This is a genomic window from Pseudomonas carassii, from assembly GCF_036324045.1.
GTDB lineage: Bacteria > Pseudomonadota > Gammaproteobacteria > Pseudomonadales > Pseudomonadaceae > Aquipseudomonas > Aquipseudomonas peradeniyensis.
In genome coordinates this window covers 58,961-75,099 of sequence record NZ_JAZDCT010000018.1, presented here as the reverse complement: position 1 = coordinate 75,099, position 16,139 = coordinate 58,961, and the positions used below count along the sequence as shown (strand labels likewise).

Genomic DNA, 16,139 nt, shown 5'->3' with positions numbered 1-16,139 from the left:
CCTTCGATGCTTCACAGCCTTTGGTAGCTCTACGAAGCAGTGTGCGACATTTTCATCGGCAGGGTGTGACGCATAGGGTCACATATGATACTTTGCCATGTGTGATGCGTGGGGTCACACTCGAGTTTTGTCGCATGGAACGGATGCGTGCCCCATGATCATCAGCTTTCGCCACAAAGGCCTGCGGCTCCTCCACGAAACGGGCAATGCTCGCGGCATTCAGGCTGCCCATGTCCAGCGATTGCGGCGACAGTTGCAGTTCCTCGACAGTGCCGTGGTCGCCGAGGACATGAGTGTGCCTGGCTGGCAGTTGCACCCGCTCAAAGGAGAGCGGCTCGGTTTCTGGTCGATAAGCGTGTCCGGCAATTGGCGCCTGGTGTTCCGTTTCACAGGCTGTGATGTCGAACTGGTCGACTATCTCGACTACCACTGATCAAGGGGCCAAATCATGGCTATGCACAACCCGCCTCACCCCGGCGAAACCCTGCGTGAAGATGTCCTGCCCACCCTGGGTTTGACGGTAAAGGCATTCGCCGAGCACCTGGGCTTTTCCCGGGAGGCGCTGTCCCGGGTCCTTCATGGCCGTGCGGCGGTTTCTCCGGACCTGGCGGTACGCCTGGAAATGGCTGGCATCAGCACGGCGCGGCTGTGGCTGACGATCCAGGTGGACTACGACATCTGGCAGGCCCGCCAGCGCCAGCAACCGGTAATCAAGCGGCTTCACCAGGCAGCCTGAAGCCCCTGCAAGGAGCAGCTACGCTTGCGTGCTATAGGTCACGCAAGGCCAGGGAGCTGCCTGATGAAACGCCTGTACTACCTGCTGTTGTCGCTGCTGTTGCTGATCCCCGCCGCCATGGCCGACGACGCCGATGGCACGGAACCTGTCGCGGCGCAGCTGACGGTGGCCAACCGCACGGTCTTCACCTTCCACGCCAGCGTGCTCGGCGAACCCCCGACAGTGCGTGCGCAGCGCGCCCGGGCGGTGGTCGACGAGGCCCTGCGCGGTGCCGAGGGGTTGCAGGTGAGGGTCGATCCGATGATGGACAGCCAACTGGTCCTGATCGGAGACCGACGCGCCTTCATCGTTGCCCCGCAGGACCTGCCGGGCGGCTCGGGCGATACCCGGGCCGCCGCCGAGCAGGCCGCCGTGGTGCTGCGCCAGGTGGTGGACGAAACCGGCGAGGCGCGCAGCCTGCATTTCCTGTTCGTGGCCCTGGGCTACTCGCTGCTGGCCACGCTGATCTACCTCGCGCTGCTCAAGGGCTCTCATGTTGCCCGGCGCAAGCTCACTGGCCTCTTGCCCAGGCTGATGCGCAACCGCGCCTACCAGCTCAAGGTGGGGCAACTGCCGCTGTTCGACATGCAGTACGTCTATGCCCTGGTCGACCGCTTGCTGCGCCTGTTCTACTGGCTGCTGGTGGCGCTGTTCAGCTACCAGTGGCTGAGCTTCGTGCTGTCGCGCTTCCCCTACACCCGCCCCTGGGGCGAGAGCCTCAACCTGCACCTGCTTGACCTGCTGCGCTACCTGCTCGACGGGATCGTCCATGCCATCCCGGGCATCGCCGTGGCGATCACCATCTTCTTCATCGCCCGTGGCATCAGCAGCTTCAGCCGCCGCCTGCTGGAGCGCCTGGCGCGCCCTGGCACCGTGCCCTGGCTGACCGGCGAGACCCTGCAACCGACCACGCGCCTGACCTCCCTGGCGATCTGGCTGTTCGCCCTGGTGATGGCCTACCCGTACCTGCCGGGCTCAGGTACTGATGCGTTCAAGGGCTTGTCGGTGCTGCTGGGCCTGATGATTTCCCTGGGCGCCTCCAGTGTGGTCGGCCAGGCGGCGGCGGGGCTGATCCTCACCTACTCGCGCACGCTCAAGGCCGGCGAGTACGTGCGGGTCGGCGAGCACGAGGGGACGGTGACCGAGGTGGGAATGTTCAACACCACCATCCGCACCGGGCTGGGGGAAGTGCTGACCTTGCCCAACTCGATGATCACAGGTTCCGTGACCCGCAACTATTCACGGGCGGTACAGGGGCCGGGGTATATCGTCGATACCGTGGTCACCATCGGCTACGACACGCCCTGGCGCCAGGTGGAGGCGATGCTGACCGAGGCGGCGCGGCGCACCGACGGCATCCTCGCCAGCCCCAGGCCGCAGGTGTTCCAGACCGGGCTGTCGGACTTCTACCCGGAATACCGCCTGGTCGCCCAGGCAGTGCCGAGCGAGCCGAGGCCGCGGGCGGAGCTGCTGAGCCTGCTGCACGCCAATATCCAGGATGTGTTCAACGAATACGGCGTGCAGATCATGTCGCCGCATTACCTGGGCGACCCGGCACAGGAGAAGTGGGTACCGCCCGAACGCTGGTACAGCGCGCCGGCACGGGCGCCGGATGCGCCCGGGGAGTGAGACCAGCGGCGCCGTTACAAAAGGCGCCGCCGATTCAGGGTTTGGCTATCAGGCCACCGCCTCGCGACTGGCACTTGCTGCCTTGGTGTGCCAAAGGGTCGGCACCATGAACGCGATTGCCAGCACGCACGCACTCACCAGCAGCACGAAGCCGCCGTCCCAGCCGAAGTGGTCGACGGTGTAGCCCATCGCCGCGCTGGCTGCGACCGAACCGCCCAGGTAGCCGAACAGGCCGGTGAAGCCGGCCGCGGTGCCGGCGGCTTTCTTCGGCGCCAGCTCCAGCGCCTGCAGGCCGATCAGCATCACCGGCCCGTAGATCAGGAAGCCGATGGCGAACAGCGCGATCATGTCGACGGTCGGGTTGCCCGGCGGGTTGAGCCAGTACACCAGGGTGGCGACGGTCACCAGGGCCATGAACACGATGCCGGTCAGGCCGCGGTTGCCGCGGAAGATCTTGTCGGACATCCAGCCGCACAGCAGGGTGCCGGGGATGCCGGCCCACTCATAGAAGAAGTAGGCCCACGAGGTGGTGTCGACGCTGAAGTGCTTGGCTTCCTTCAGGTAGGTTGGCGCCCAGTCGAGCACGCCGTAGCGCAGCAGGTAGACGAACACGTTGGCCATGGCGATGTACCACAGCAGTTTGTTGCGCAGCACGTACTCGACGAAGATCTGCTTGGCGCTGAACTCCTGCTCGTGGCTTTCGTCGTAGCCTTCCGGGTAGTCGTTCTTGTACTGCTCGACCGGCGGCAGGCCGACCGACTGCGGCGTGTCGCGCATGGTGGCGAAGGCGAACACGGCCACCAGCACCGCCACGGCGGCGGGCACGTAGAAGGCGGCATGCCAGTCGTTGGTCCAGCCCAGGCCCAGCAGGAACAGCGGGCCGATCAGGCCGCCGCCGACGTTGTGGGCGACGTTCCACACCGAAACCACGCCACCGCGCTCCTTCTGCGACCACCAGTGCACCATGGTCCGGCCGCTCGGCGGCCAGCCCATGCCCTGGGCCCAGCCGTTGATGAACAGCAGCACGAACATGATCGTCACGCTGGACGTGGCCCAATGCGCGAAACCGAAAATGAACATCACCCCGGCCGAGATCAGCAGGCCGAAGGGCAGGAAATAGCGCGGGTTGGAGCGGTCCGAGACCAGGCCCATGAGGAACTTGGACAGGCCGTAGGCGATGGCGATGGCGGAAATCGCCACGCCCAGCTGGCCACGGGTGTAGCCCTCTTCCTCGATCAGGTAGGGCATGGCCAGGGAGAAGTTCTTGCGCAGCAGGTAGTAGCCGGCGTAGCCGAAGAAGATCCCGGCGAAGATTTGCCAGCGCAGGCGGCGATAGGTGCTGTCGACGCGCTCGTCGGGCAGCGGCGCCTGGTGCGCGGCAGGGCGGAAGAAGGCAAACATGTGAAGCTCCCAACTTGTTATAGGTATGCGAAAACGAATTTTACATTTTCGTTACAGAAAAAATACCGGTTTTGCTGGGAGATTCTGTTGTTTTGTGAACGTGGTTGGCGATGGTCTGCGTGGCAGACCTCGTGACGCGGACTGACAGGGCTCGGGCCGTCACCCGATTCCAGCTCATCGGCTTCTCGCGATCACTCCACTCATGTAACTGTGCAGGTCGCGCAGGTCCTGAACGCTCCAGGCGTGCGGCGGGATTTTCACGCCATTCTCCCGCAAGGTGCGGGGGATGAGGTTGCCGTTCGGACGCAGGATGACCGAGGACACGATGACCCCCGGGTACTCGTTCAGGCGTTGCTTGAAGGCGGAGGTCGTCAGGTCAGGTGTGGGCGGATTGCTTTTGCCAGCCAGGGGGCCGGTGCCCTTGATGTCGGCGCCGTGGCACACGGCACATCGTTGCGAGTAGAGCTTTTGCCCATTGGCATTGTCCGCAAAGGCCGTTGAAGCCTGGGCGAGGGGCACGAGCGCCAATAAAGCGAGGAGCAGTGTTTTCATTGTTGTGCGGCCTTGTTTCATGCACGCCCCCTGGCCTGCATCAGAATACCGGTGTGGGGGCGGCGAGGGCGTTGGCTCAGTCGAGCACGGGGCGCAGGAAACTGCGTTCGTAGCTGAGGATGAAACGTTGCTCGCTGGCCAGGGCGAAGGCGGCGATGCATTCCGGGTCGGTTTCCGAGGCTGTGCGGTACTGCTCGTAGGCCGCCAGGCTGGGGAAGCTGAACAGGGCGTAGGCGACGTTGTTGGCGCCTTCGCTAGGCAGGAAATAGCCGTGGTGGGTGCCGCCCATGCGGTTGACCAGGCCGATCCACAGCTTGCCATAGGCCTCGAAGGCTGGGATCTGGTAGGGGTCGATGATGTACTTGAGGTGGCAGGTGATCATTGCACGCAATCCTTTGGGTGAGCCGGGTGGCTCACCTTACAGCGGGCGCGGCCGCGGGTGAAGCAGCAACAAAACGGCGCGGCCAGGCGCATCGCCATGGGAAACCTCCTGAAGGGGGGAAAGGTTCACATGGCTTTCGATGCGCGGGCCGGCCAAAGGTTTTACTGGGCTGGGCGGGAAGTTTCCACGCTCAGTACTTCGGTAAAGATGGCTTCGACGGTCTGGTCGACCTTGAGGTTTTTCATCCGTGCCTGCAGTTCGGGATTCTCGACCTTGACCACCTGCAGTTTGCCTTCGGGCGGCAGCAGGGTGACTTCATGAGTGTTGAGGTCGATTTTCTTGATCTGCGAGGTGACCTTGACCTGGCGGAATGCCTCGCCACCTGGGTTGGGGTTGGCCGCGGTGGCGCGGATGGTGCCCGATTCCTCGGAGGCCTTGGGCGCGCCGCCGACATTGGTGTTCAGTACATAGGCGATGGCACGGGTGACTTTGATGTCGACCTGGTCACCGACCTTGAGGTTGGGCAGGGCCTTGGCCTGTTCGGTGAGCTGGAAGGTCACGTCCTTGTCGTGGGGGCCCTTGACCGTGACCTGTCGGTTGGGCAGGTCGATCTTGGTCACTTCGGTGGTGACATGGCTTTCCAGCGCTTCGCTGGCGATGGGCAGTTCGGCGGCGTGGGCGGTGAGGCTGGCGGCAAAGATGAGCGAGGCGAGAGCGATGGCGCGGGTCGGGTTCATTGGCCTGTCTTCCTTGTGGTCGAGGGTGTATGCGAGAAGAAGCATAGACACTGGTTGGCAGATGTGTGGCCAATGCTGGCCTCATAGCGGGGCAAGTCGCATCGGCGCACCGATGCGACTTGCCCCGCTATGAGGCCGGTTCAGGCATTACAAAGGTTGAGGGTCACGCTCGTGCTTGGCCCCGGACACACTCACCGCCCCCGGCAAGCTCACGGCGTTTTTCGCCGCCAGCACTTCGGCCATCACGCTTACCGCGATTTCCGCCGGAGTCTTGCTGCCGATGTAGATACCAATGGGTCCATGCAGGCGTTCGAGAGACTGTTCGGTTTCACCGAAGTGCTCGATCAGCCGTTCGCGGCGCAGTTGGCTGTTGCGCCGCGAGCCGATGGCGCCGATGTAGAACGCCGGGCCATGCAGGGCTTCGAGCAGCGCCAGGTCGTCGAGCTTGGGATCGTGGCTGACGGCGATGATGCAGGTGCGCAGGTCGGCCTTGAAGTCGCGTACCACATCGTCCGGCATGCCCTTCAGGTATTCGACGCCGGCGACCGACCAGGTGGCCATGTGCTCGGGCCGTGGGTCGCACACCGCCACCCTAAAGCCGTTGAACAGGGCCATGGTCGCCAGGTACTCGGCCAGGGCGCCGGCGCCGATCAGCAGCATGCGGTAGCCGGGGCCGAGGGTGTTGATCATTTGCCGGCCATCGAAACAGAACTGTTCCGGGGTGGCGGTGGATTCGAGGTCGACCGCGCCGTTGGCCAGCGTCAGCTGGCGACGCATCAGCTGGCCGTTGTCGAGTTGCCCCAGCAGTTGTCGCAGCGGGGTGATGGCGGGCATGAACTCGAGGATCAGCTCCAGCGTGCCGCCGCACGGCAGGCCAAAACGGTGGGCGTCGTCGGCGCTGATGCCGTAGCGGATCACCTCGGGCGCCCCCTCGGGCAGGCCGGGGCCTCCGTAGGCGGTGGTGTAGCGGTGGATCAGGTCGTCCTCGATGCAACCGCCGGACACGCTGCCGACCACCCGGCCGTCGTTGCGCAGGGCCATCATCGAACCGACCGGGCGCGGCGACGAGCCCCAGGTGCGGGCGACGGTGGCGAGCAGCACGCGGTGGCCGGCCTGGAGCCAGTCATGGGTGGTGCGCAGGACCAGCAGGTCGATGCTTTCCATGGTGTCCTCGTGAGTCTGTAGCTCGCGCTTTACCCGTGGGAGCGGTATCAGCGCATATGCAGGATGATCGGGCTGCTGCTGGCCGGGTCGGTATGCCCGCGCAACGTGCCCACCGCCTTGGCCTCCACTGCGCCGCCATGATTGCCCCACGCACCGCGGGCGAAACTCAGCACCTGGGCGATTTCCTGGTCCGACAACTGCTCGCGGAACGCCGGCATGCGGTAGGCATCCGGCACCCCGGCGGCGACGATGCGCTGCGAGCCGTTGAGGGTGATGTTGATCGCCGAGGCATTCTCCGCGGCCAGCATCGAGGTGGCGCCCGCCAGTGGCGGCATCCACTCGGCCTGGCCCTTGCCGTCCAGGCCATGGCAGCTGGCGCAGCGGGTCGCGTAGGTATGCGCCCCCGGCGTGTCGGGCCCTGCGGCAAGCGCCTGGTACTGCCAGGGTGCGCCGTCACGCCCCGGATCGCCGGGCAGCGACTTGAGGTAGCGGGCGATCGCGTTCAGGTCGTCGTCGCTCATGAACTGCGTGGAGTTATTGAACGCCTCGGTCATCGAGCCGTACACCACCGCGTGCTTGTTTCGCCCGGTCTTGAGGAACTGCACCATCTCCGGCTCGCTCCAGCGCCCGAGCCCGGTGTTGTGGTCCTGGCGCAGGCTCGGCGCGTACCAGCCATCGAGCAGGGCGCCGGCGAGGAACGGCGCGCCGCTTTCGTCCAGGGCCTTCTCGTTGAAGGCCAGGCCCCGAGGCGTGTGGCAACTGCCGCAGTGGCCGGGGCCCTGGACGATGTAGGCGCCGCGATTCCACAGTGGGTCCTGGTCGGCCTTCTGCGCATAGGCGCTGGTCGGCGCGAACAGGCCGTTCCACAGGGCAATGGGCCAGCGCAGGTTAAGCGGCCAGGGAATGTCGCTGGGGACATTGGCCTCGGCGACCGGCTGCACGCCCTTCATGAAGAACGCATAGAGCGCCCGCACATCGTCGTCGCTGAGCTTGACGTAGGACGGGTAGGGCATGGCCGGGTACAGCCGTCGCCCACCCGGCGCGACGCCCTGGCGCACGGCGCGGTCGAAGTCGGCCAGGCTGTAGGTGCCGATGCCGTGCTCGCGGTCGGGGGTGATGTTGGTGGCATGGATCGCGCCCAGCGGCGTGGCCATTTCCAGGCCGCCGGCAAACGGCGCCTTGCCCGGCAGGCTGTGGCAGGCCACGCAGTCGCTGAGCCGGGCGACGTATTCGCCACGGCTGACCAGGGCGGCGTCGGCGCTGTCCGTGGCGCTGAAGGGCGAGGCGGGCTCGCGGGTGACGTACCAGGCCAGCAGGCCTGCCGCGACCAGGCACGGCAAGGCCAGCCAGCCTGCGGTTCTTGCGAATCGGCTGTTGTTCATGGGCTGTCCTTGTCGTGTCAGCTGAAGGTATGGCGGCTCAGGGGCATGCTGCGCACGCGTTGGCCGGTGAGCCGTGCCACGGCGTTGGCCACTGCGGGCGCCACCGCCGGCAGCGGTGGCTCACCGATGCCGCCCATCTTCGCCCCGCTCTCGACGATGCGCACATGCACCCGGGCCATGCGCGACGGCGGCAGCACCGGGTACAGGTCGTAGTTGCGCGCCCGTGGCATGCCGTTGAGCCACACCGATTCCTCCAGCAGCACCTGGGACAGGCCCAGGGACACCGCGCTGTTGACCTGGGCCTCGATGATCGCCGGGTTGACGATGCTGCCCGGGTCGATGGCCTGCCAGATGTCGTGCACCCGGACCTGGCCGCCCTCCAGCGATACCTCGGCGATCACCGCCGCCTCCGAGCCGAACGGCGAGGCCATGGCCACGCCACGGGCTCGCTTGCTGCCGTCCTCGGCGGTGAACGGGCCGCGTTTCCAGCCACCGGACAACTCACCCACCGCCTGCAGCAGGGTGGTCAGGCGCGGGTTGCCCTGCAGCAGCTGCAGACGCAGCTCAAAGGGGTCATGGCCGCCCTTGTCGGCCAATTCGTCGAGGAACGACTCGTAGAAGAAGTCGTTCAGCGAATTGCCCACCGAGCGCCAGTAGCCGAGCATGGCCGGGCCTTTGACGTAGATCTGCGCGGTGCGCTTGTTGGCGATGGCGTAGGCCTTGCCCGACAGACCTTCGAGGGCGGTGGGGTCGACCTTGTCGCCCTGCTTGCCGGCGAGCGCCTCGGTCGGACCTTCGGTGGCACTGATTGCCTCGATGGCCACCGGCAGGCCCTTTTCGTCCAGGCCGGCACGGAACTTGACCACGGCCATCGGCCGCATGGCATCGCGCAGGAATTCCTCCTCGCGGCTCCAGATCAGTTTCACTGGCCGGCCCACGGCCTTGGCCAGGGCGATGGCTTGGGGGTAGGGGTTGGCCGAGTCGTACAGGAAGTGGCGACCGAAGAAACCGCCGAGCAGCGGCGAGTGCAGGGTGATCCGCGTCGGGTCCAGGCCGGTGCGTTTGGCGATGTCGTCGCGGAACATGTCCTGGGCCTGGTTCGGCAACCACACCTCCAGGCTGCCGTCGGGGTTGAAACGGGCGGTGGCGGAGGGTGGTTCCAGCTGAGCATGGTTGAGGAACTGGTTGTGGTAGGTGGCTTCGACCGTGGTCTTGGCGCTGGCCAGGGCGCCCGCCACGTCACCCTGGTTTTCCTCGTCACGGCTCGGCCCGGTCTGGGCGGCCAGGTGGTCGCGCCAGCCGTCAGTGGAAAAATCGGCTGGCATTGGCCGCACCTGGCTGTCGGCTGCCGCCTCCTTCCAGTCTACTTGCAGGGCCTCCACCGCGCGCTTGGCGTTGAACCAACGCTCAGCGACCACCGCCACGGCACCGGGCAACTGGTGCACCGAGTGCACACCCTTCATGGCCTTGACCTGTTCCTCGTTGCGCAGGCCGCCGACGGTCATGCCCAGGCGCGGCGCATGCTGTACGGCGGCGTGAAGCATGCCGTCGACCTTGATGTCGATGCTGTAGATGGCCTTGCCGGTGGACTTGTCATGGGCATCGAGGCGTTGCACCGGCTTGCCGATCCAGCGGAACTGGCTGGGGTCGCGCAGCTTGACGCTGGCCGGGTCCGGCACCGGCAGGTCCATGGCCTTGGCGGCCAGTTCGCCGTAGCCGAGCGAGCGGCCCGAGGCGGCATGCACCACCTTGCCCGGCTCGGTGCCCAGTTCGGCAACCGGCACGCCCAGCTGTTCGGCGCCGGCCTGCAGCAGCATGGTCCGGGCCAGGGCGCCGAGGCGGCGCATGGTCGGGTAGCTCATGCGCACCGACATGCTGCCGCCGGTGATGCGCCAGCCGTTCTCCATCACCACGTAGGCCTCACCTGGTGGCGCGCTGTCGACCACGAAGGTGGCCGGGTCGGCGTCCAGTTCCTCGCCGATGATCTGGGCCATGGCGGTGTTGACGCCTTGCCCGCCCTCGACGAACGGGCTGAGCAGGTGCACGCTGCCGTCCGGGCGGATTTCCAGGAACGCCGGCACCTGGGTGCCGCGCTCGGTGGTCGCGGCGGCGGCCTGTACCCGCGCCGAACCCAAGGGCAGGCCGAAGCCCAGCACCAGGGCGCCGATGGCGGTGCCGGCGAGGAAGCGCCGGCGTGACAGGTTGACGGTTTCGCCGTTGCGCAGCCGCAGCAGGTCGTCGGGGGCGTCGATACGCGTGTTCATCAGGCGTTCTCCCCTTGGGCCAGTTCGTGCACGGCGGCATGGATGGCGTTGTAGGTGCCGCAGCGGCACAGGTTGACCATGGCCGCGTCGATCTGCGCAGCGCTGGGTTTGGGCGTGTGCTTGAGCAGCGCGGTGGCCGCCATCACCTGGCCGGATTGGCAGTAGCCGCACTGGGCCACCTGGTGCTCGACCCAGGCGGCGACCACGCGCTTGCCCACGGCGTCGTTCTCGATGGCTTCGATGGTGGTGACCTCGCGGCCGACCACGCCGGCTACCGGGGTGACGCAAGCGCGCACCACGTTGCCGTCCACCAGCACCGAGCAGGCGCCGCACTGGGCCAGGCCGCAGCCATACTTGGTGCCGGTCAGGCCCAGGTCGTCGCGGATCACCCAGAGCAAGGGCGTGTCGGCGTCAGCCTCGACCTGGTAGGTCTGCTGGTTGATTCGTAGTTCCATGGGCTCACCTGCTGATCATCGGTTGTGGACGCGGGGAATACGCTGTTCCCCAATCCAGAAACGCTAGCACAGGGGGCCATTGCGCAACCGATACACCCCGCAGATTCAGAGGATCAGGCAAGCAATCCGGCGGAATGCGCAAGCAGCCCTCAATCGATGCGCGGATGCTGCTCTGCGAGGGTCTTGCGCCGGGCCTCGAGCTCGGCGATCTGCGCGTCGATGTCCTCGATCTTCTGCTCGATGTTGTCGTGGTGCTCCTGCAGCAATTCGCGGGCTTCCTCGATATCCGAGGCGGCCGGGGCGGCGCCGCGCAGCGGGCGGTTGGCGGTCTCCTTCATGGTCAGGCCGGTGAGCAGGCCGATCACGGCGATGACCATCAGGTAGTAGGCCGGCATGTACAGGTTGTCGGTGGTCTCCACCAGCCAGGCGGCCAGGGTCGGGGTGAGGCCGGCGATCAGCACCGAGATGTTGAAGGCGCTGGCCAGGGCGCTGTAGCGGATATGGGTGGGGAACATTGCCGGCAAGGTCGAGGCCATCACGCCGATAAAGAAGTTCAGCAGCACGGCGAGGATCAACAGGCCTGCGAAGATCACCGCCAGCTTGCCGCTGGTGATCAGCATGAACGCCGGGATCGCCAGCAGGAACAGGCCGACGCTGCCGACGATGATGAACGGCTTGCGCCCCCACTTGTCGCTGAGCAGGCCGATGATCGGCTGCACGAACAGCATGCCGACCATGATCGCGATGATGATCAGCACGCCATGGTCCTCGCTGTAGTGCAGGTTGTGCGAGAGGTAGCTGGGCATGTAGGTGAGCAGCATGTAGTAGGTGACGTTGGTGGCGATCACCACACCGATGCAGGTCAACAGGCTGCGCCAGTGCTGGGTGGCGACTTCCTTGAACGACACCTTCGGGCCGCTGGCCAGGCCTTCGCGGTCGCCTTGCTCGAGCTTGTCGACGTGTTGCTGGAACGCCGGGGTTTCTTCCAGGGCGTGGCGCAGGTACAGGCCGATCAGGCCCAGCGGCAGGGCCAGGAAGAACGGCAGGCGCCAGCCCCATTCGAGGAACTGCTCCTCGCCGAGCACCGTCGAGATCAGCACCACCACCCCGGCGCCGAGGACGAAGCCGGCGATCGAGCCGAAGTCCAGCCAGCTGCCGAGAAAGCCGCGCTTGCGGTCCGGGGCGTACTCGGCGACGAAGATCGACGCCCCGGTGTATTCGCCGCCCACCGAGAAGCCCTGGGCCATCTTCGCCAGCAACAGCAGGATCGGCGCCCAGATACCGATGCTGGCGTAGGAGGGGATCAGGCCGATGGCGAAGGTGCTCAGCGACATGATCACGATGGTCGCGGCCAGCACCTTCTGCCGCCCGTAGCGGTCGCCGAGGGCGCCGAAGAACAGCCCGCCCAGCGGGCGGATCAGGAACGGCACGGAGAAGGTGGCCAGGGCGGCGATCATCTGCACGCCGGGGCTGGCGTTGGGGAAGAACACCTTGCCCAGGGCATAGGCGACGAAGCCGTAGACACCGAAGTCGAACCACTCCATGGCATTGCCCAGGGCGGCGGCGGTGATGGCCTTGCGCATCTTGGCGTCGTCGACGATGGTGATGTCCTTCAAGCCGATGGGCTTGACGGGTTTCCTGCGTGATTTCATGGGCCGTTGTCCTTGAAGGCTTGGGGCGTGGCCATGGTTTGGCCAGCCTTGTACCTAGGGTCAGATACAACGGCGCGCTAAATAATTCCCTGCGGGGTCATTTGCGTGGAGCAACCCATGCGCGATTCGTGTAGGAGCGGCCTTGCGCCGCGAAAGGGCCGCAAAGCGGCCCCAGGATTTCAGCGCTGATGCAAAGATCGCCGGGGCTGCTGCGCAGCCCTTTCGCGGCACAAGGCCGCTCCTACACAGGAGAGGGCGCATGGCTTGAGGACGGCGTTTGTCAGAGCGTACGAGACATCAACCAATGGCTATGCCCCCAGGCCTCGAACGGCTCCATGCGCGTCCAGCCGCGCTTGGCGTAATACGCATCCTGGTCGTGGGTGTGCAGGTAGAGCGTGGCGACTCCGTTGCTGCGGGCATGCTCGCAGATACCTTCGATCAGCCGCTCCGCCAGCCCTTGCCCACGCGCCTGCGGGGCGACAAACACGCAGGCCAGCCAGGGACCGAGGTCGCTGCGCCCGGGCAGGTCGTCGCTGGCCAGGGCGGCACTGCCCAACAGGCGGTCGCCGTCCAGGGCCACCAGGCATTGCCATTGCCCGTTGTGCTGGCCTTCGGCGAACTCGCGTTGCCAGTCGGCCAGCGGCACGTCCGCGTACTCATAGTGGAACTGTTGGTGCAGCCACTGGGCGAGGGTGTCGCTGTGGGGCATGTGGTGTTTCAGCCAGTCCAGGCGAGGCATGACGGTGTCCTTGTCGGTCAAGGGAGTGCAGTGAGGCGGGGCTTGTCGCGGTGGAGCATACACTGCGGTGTGTGGCACCGGCGTTGCAAATGCCCGTGGAGCAAGCCTATGCCTGCTGGTCCTGGTCCTGTTGAGGAGTCGCCGTTTCAACGCGCATAGATCCGTTTTCCGGCAAACCAGGTCTGCAGCACTTCAGTGTCGCGTAGCGCCTCGGGTGCGACGCTGAAGACATCGCGGTCGAGCACGATCATGTCGGCCTGCTTGCCGGCCCTGAGCGAACCGATCTGCCGTTCCAGGCGCATGGCCCGGGCGGCGTTGAGGGTATAGGCCTGGAACATCGTCTCGCGGTCGAGGGCCTCGGCGGCGTTGAGCACGCCCTTGGGGCCGACGCGGCTGATGGCCTGGTAGATGGCCTGCCAGGGATCGGGGGTGCTGATCGGCCAGTCGCTGGCGCCGGCGATGGTGGCGCCATGGGCAAGCAGCGAGTGCGCCGGGAAGGTGTGCAGGAAGGCCATGGCATCGACATAGGGTTTGACCAGCTCCAGATTGGCCTCGTCGGCGCTGGCCCAGTACAACTGCATCGAGGCGATCACGTCCAGCTGCTTGAAGCGTGCGTACTCCTTCGGGTTGACCATCTGCAGGTGGGTGATCGAGTGCGGGATGCCGCTGGCGCGATCACGGCGGGCCTGGGCCACGCCGTCGAGCGCCGCGCGCACGGTGCGGTCGCCGATGGCGTGCACATGCACCAGCCAGCCACGGGCGTCGGCGGCGCTCACCAGCTCGCCGAAGTGCGCCGGGTCCAGCAGCAGTTCGCCGTGCTGCCCCGAGTTGCGATAAGGCTCGAGCATCGCCGCGCTCTGCGCCGGCATCTCGGCGACGCCATCGGCGAATACCTTGATGCCGGGCAGGGTGAGGTTGGGTACGCCGAGGAACTGCCGGCGCACCTTGTCCAGCTCATCCAGGTCGGCCGGACGGGCTTTGGAGTCGGCCATCAACAGCGCGGCCACATGGGCGGTCAGTTCGCCGCGCAGGGCAAGGTCCCTGTACACCGGCAGCACACCGAGCGAATCGTTGTGTACGTCGGCACCGGGCAGCTCGTTGGCCAGTGGGTCCATCCAGCCGGTGACGCCCAGGCGCCGATAGTGCGCCAGGGCCTGGCGCCCGGCGCTCATCAGGGTGTCATGGGTCAGTGCCGGCAGCAGGTCGGTGACTGGGTACAGCCCGGCATCGACGAGAAAGCCGTTCGGCGTGCCGTCCGGGTGCTGGCCGATGGTGTTGCGGGCCACGGCTGGCAGGGCGGCGATCTTTGCCGCATCGATGCCGGCACGGGCGAGCATGGCGCGGTTGGCCCAGCCGGTGTGCATGTCGTTGGCGGCGAACAGGATCGGTTGGTCGGCCCACTCGCCCTGGTTGAAGCGCTGCTCGAGTGCGGCCAGGTCGTCCCAGTAGGTCGGTGGCAAGCCGCCGACGCTGAGGAACTCGCCGCGCCGTGCCTTGCCGTCGTCACGCCACTGGCGCAGGCGCTGTTCCAGCGCGTCGAGGGGGATCTGTACACCGGCCAGGTCGGCCAGCTCCAGCTGCAGGCCACCCTTGATGGCATGGGAATGAGAGTCGAGCAGGCCGGGCATCAGCACCTTGCCGCCCAGGTCGATGGTCCGCGTGCCATCGACCTTCAGGCGCAGCAAGGCCTGGTCGGAGCCCACCGCGACGATCTTCTCGCCCTCCACCGCCACGGCTTGCTGCAGTGGCTGGCCCGGCTCGGCGGTGTAGACCTTGGCGTTGTGCAGGATCAGGTCGACGGCGGCGAAGCCGGGCAGGGCGGCGCAGGCCAGGCCGGCGCCAAGCGCGATCTTCAGGAACTGCTTCATGCGATGCCTCGTGCTTGATGGGGAGGCGGCAGGCTAGCCAAGCGGGGAGGGCGTTTAAACGGCACGGCAGGCACAACTTTATTCGCGTTCTGGAAAGAGTGCTTGCTGTTCCCCGTCGATTGCCGCCTGCGCAAGAATCCATGGATACTCCACGGCGCCCCACGTGTGCCAACCAGGAAGCAACCATGGACAAAATGACGGCCCTGACCATCTTCGTTGCCGCCGCCGAGCACGGCAGCTTCAGCCGTGCCGCCGAGCAGTTGGGCAAGACGCCGTCGGCCATCACCAAGGCCGTCGCCCACCTGGAAGCCGAGCTGGGGGTGCGCCTGTTCGAGCGCACCACCCGGCGCATGGCGCTGACCGAAGCCGGCACCCTCTACCTGGAAGGCGCGCGCCAGGCCTTGATGCACCTGCAGCGGGTCACCGAGGAAGTGGAGCAGTTGCAGCATGAACTACGCGGCACCTTGCGCATCACCGCACCACCGTCGTTCGGCCCGGCCTTTCTCAACCAGGTGTGCTGCCGCTTCATGCGCGAGCACCCGCAGGTGCGCCTGGAGGTGAACCTCAACGATGCCAACGAGGACCTGATCGACGGCGGCTACGACCTATCGCTGCGCGACGGTCCCACCGACCAGCCCGAGCTGATCGCCCAGCCGCTGATCGAGAACCGCGTGATCCTGTGCGCCAGTCCCGACTACCTGGCCCGACGCGGCGAGGTCATTACCCTGGACAATTACGCCCAGCACGACTGGCTGCTGCTGCGCCACCCGCTGCTCAACCGCAGCTTCTGGTGGATCGAGCACGAGGGCCAGACCCAGCGCGTGCGCCAGCCGACGGCCAGGCTGGTCAGCGACAGCTTCGACTTCCTGCTGGCCTGCCTGCTCGATGGCCAGGGGCTGCAGTTCATCCCCACCTGGTGCGCGGCACCCTACCTGGTCAGCGGGCAACTGCTGGAGGTGATGCCTGATTACTGGCGGGCGCTGAGCGCGTTCGGCCCCTGGGTGCATGTGCTGTACCTGCCGCATCGGCGCAATACGCGCAAGGTTCAGGCATTCATCGCCCTGTTGCACGAGCACTTGCGCGGGCAGGGCCTGCGCGCCTGAGTTTTTCCTGGTGGGCACAAAAGTTGTGCGGGGCCT

General features: G+C 66.2%; 15 protein-coding genes. 4 read left to right on the top strand and 11 right to left on the bottom strand.

The genetic code is table 11. From position 1 onward, the window contains the following. The first annotated feature begins 154 nt into the window (after positions 1-154). The 3 genes from V0R62_RS15100 (at position 155) to V0R62_RS15090 (ending at position 2,404) form a co-directional block, all read left to right on the top strand. Complete coding sequence (locus V0R62_RS15100) at positions 155-433, top strand: type II toxin-antitoxin system RelE/ParE family toxin (protein WP_330104309.1); 279 nt, start codon at positions 155-157, stop codon at positions 431-433. 15 nt (positions 434-448) lie between these two features. Further along, positions 449-736: a HigA family addiction module antitoxin gene (locus V0R62_RS15095; protein ID WP_186732615.1), complete on the top strand. Its 288-nt coding sequence runs from the start codon at positions 449-451 to the stop codon at positions 734-736. 63 nt (positions 737-799) lie between these two features. After that, positions 800-2,404 (top strand): mechanosensitive ion channel family protein, encoded by a 1,605-nt coding sequence (locus V0R62_RS15090; RefSeq protein ID WP_408005690.1) that lies wholly within the window; start codon positions 800-802, stop codon positions 2,402-2,404. 48 nt (positions 2,405-2,452) lie between these two features. Here the strand turns inward: V0R62_RS15090 and glpT are convergent, their stop codons facing one another. From glpT to V0R62_RS15035, 11 genes are all read right to left on the bottom strand, one after another. Then, a complete protein-coding gene (glpT, locus tag V0R62_RS15085) occupies positions 2,453-3,805 on the bottom strand; it encodes a glycerol-3-phosphate transporter (RefSeq protein WP_330104308.1) in 1,353 nt (450 codons plus the stop codon). Positions 3,806-3,979: 174 nt separating this feature from the next. Continuing rightward, on the bottom strand, positions 3,980-4,357 hold the full coding sequence (locus tag V0R62_RS15080; protein ID WP_330104307.1) for a cytochrome c: 378 nt from the start codon (positions 4,355-4,357) through the stop codon (positions 3,980-3,982). A 76-nt stretch (positions 4,358-4,433) separates the two neighbouring features. Continuing rightward, the gene (locus tag V0R62_RS15075; protein WP_330104306.1) at positions 4,434-4,739 is read right to left on the bottom strand and encodes an NIPSNAP family protein; all 306 of its coding nucleotides are present in this window, start codon (positions 4,737-4,739) and stop codon (positions 4,434-4,436) included. A gap of 161 nt (positions 4,740-4,900) precedes the next feature. Continuing rightward, on the bottom strand, positions 4,901-5,476 hold the full coding sequence (locus V0R62_RS15070) for a hypothetical protein (protein ID WP_330104305.1): 576 nt from the start codon (positions 5,474-5,476) through the stop codon (positions 4,901-4,903). A gap of 147 nt (positions 5,477-5,623) precedes the next feature. Continuing rightward, positions 5,624-6,640, bottom strand: a complete 1,017-nt coding sequence (locus V0R62_RS15065; RefSeq protein WP_330104304.1) for an XdhC family protein — start codon at positions 6,638-6,640, stop codon at positions 5,624-5,626. 47 nt (positions 6,641-6,687) lie between these two features. After that, positions 6,688-8,022: a c-type cytochrome gene (locus V0R62_RS15060; protein WP_330104303.1), complete on the bottom strand. Its 1,335-nt coding sequence runs from the start codon at positions 8,020-8,022 to the stop codon at positions 6,688-6,690. A 17-nt stretch (positions 8,023-8,039) separates the two neighbouring features. Continuing rightward, on the bottom strand, positions 8,040-10,286 hold the full coding sequence (locus tag V0R62_RS15055; protein ID WP_330104302.1) for a xanthine dehydrogenase family protein molybdopterin-binding subunit: 2,247 nt from the start codon (positions 10,284-10,286) through the stop codon (positions 8,040-8,042). Further along, positions 10,286-10,741: a (2Fe-2S)-binding protein gene (locus V0R62_RS15050; protein WP_330104301.1), complete on the bottom strand. Its 456-nt coding sequence runs from the start codon at positions 10,739-10,741 to the stop codon at positions 10,286-10,288. The genes V0R62_RS15055 and V0R62_RS15050 overlap by 1 nt, the downstream gene beginning before the upstream one ends. 149 nt (positions 10,742-10,890) lie before the next feature. Beyond that, a complete protein-coding gene (proP, locus tag V0R62_RS15045; protein ID WP_330104300.1) occupies positions 10,891-12,393 on the bottom strand; it encodes a glycine betaine/L-proline transporter ProP in 1,503 nt (500 codons plus the stop codon). A gap of 280 nt (positions 12,394-12,673) precedes the next feature. Beyond that, entirely contained in the window at positions 12,674-13,132 is a 459-nt protein-coding gene (locus V0R62_RS15040; RefSeq protein WP_330104299.1) for a GNAT family N-acetyltransferase, read from the bottom strand. Positions 13,133-13,278: 146 nt separating this feature from the next. Continuing rightward, positions 13,279-15,000: an amidohydrolase gene (locus tag V0R62_RS15035; RefSeq protein WP_330104298.1), complete on the bottom strand. Its 1,722-nt coding sequence runs from the start codon at positions 14,998-15,000 to the stop codon at positions 13,279-13,281. 185 nt (positions 15,001-15,185) lie between these two features. Here V0R62_RS15035 and V0R62_RS15030 point away from each other — a divergent pair, with 185 nt between their 5' ends. Further along, complete coding sequence (locus V0R62_RS15030; RefSeq protein ID WP_330104297.1) at positions 15,186-16,103, top strand: LysR family transcriptional regulator; 918 nt, start codon at positions 15,186-15,188, stop codon at positions 16,101-16,103. Positions 16,104-16,139: the final 36 nt, after the last annotated feature.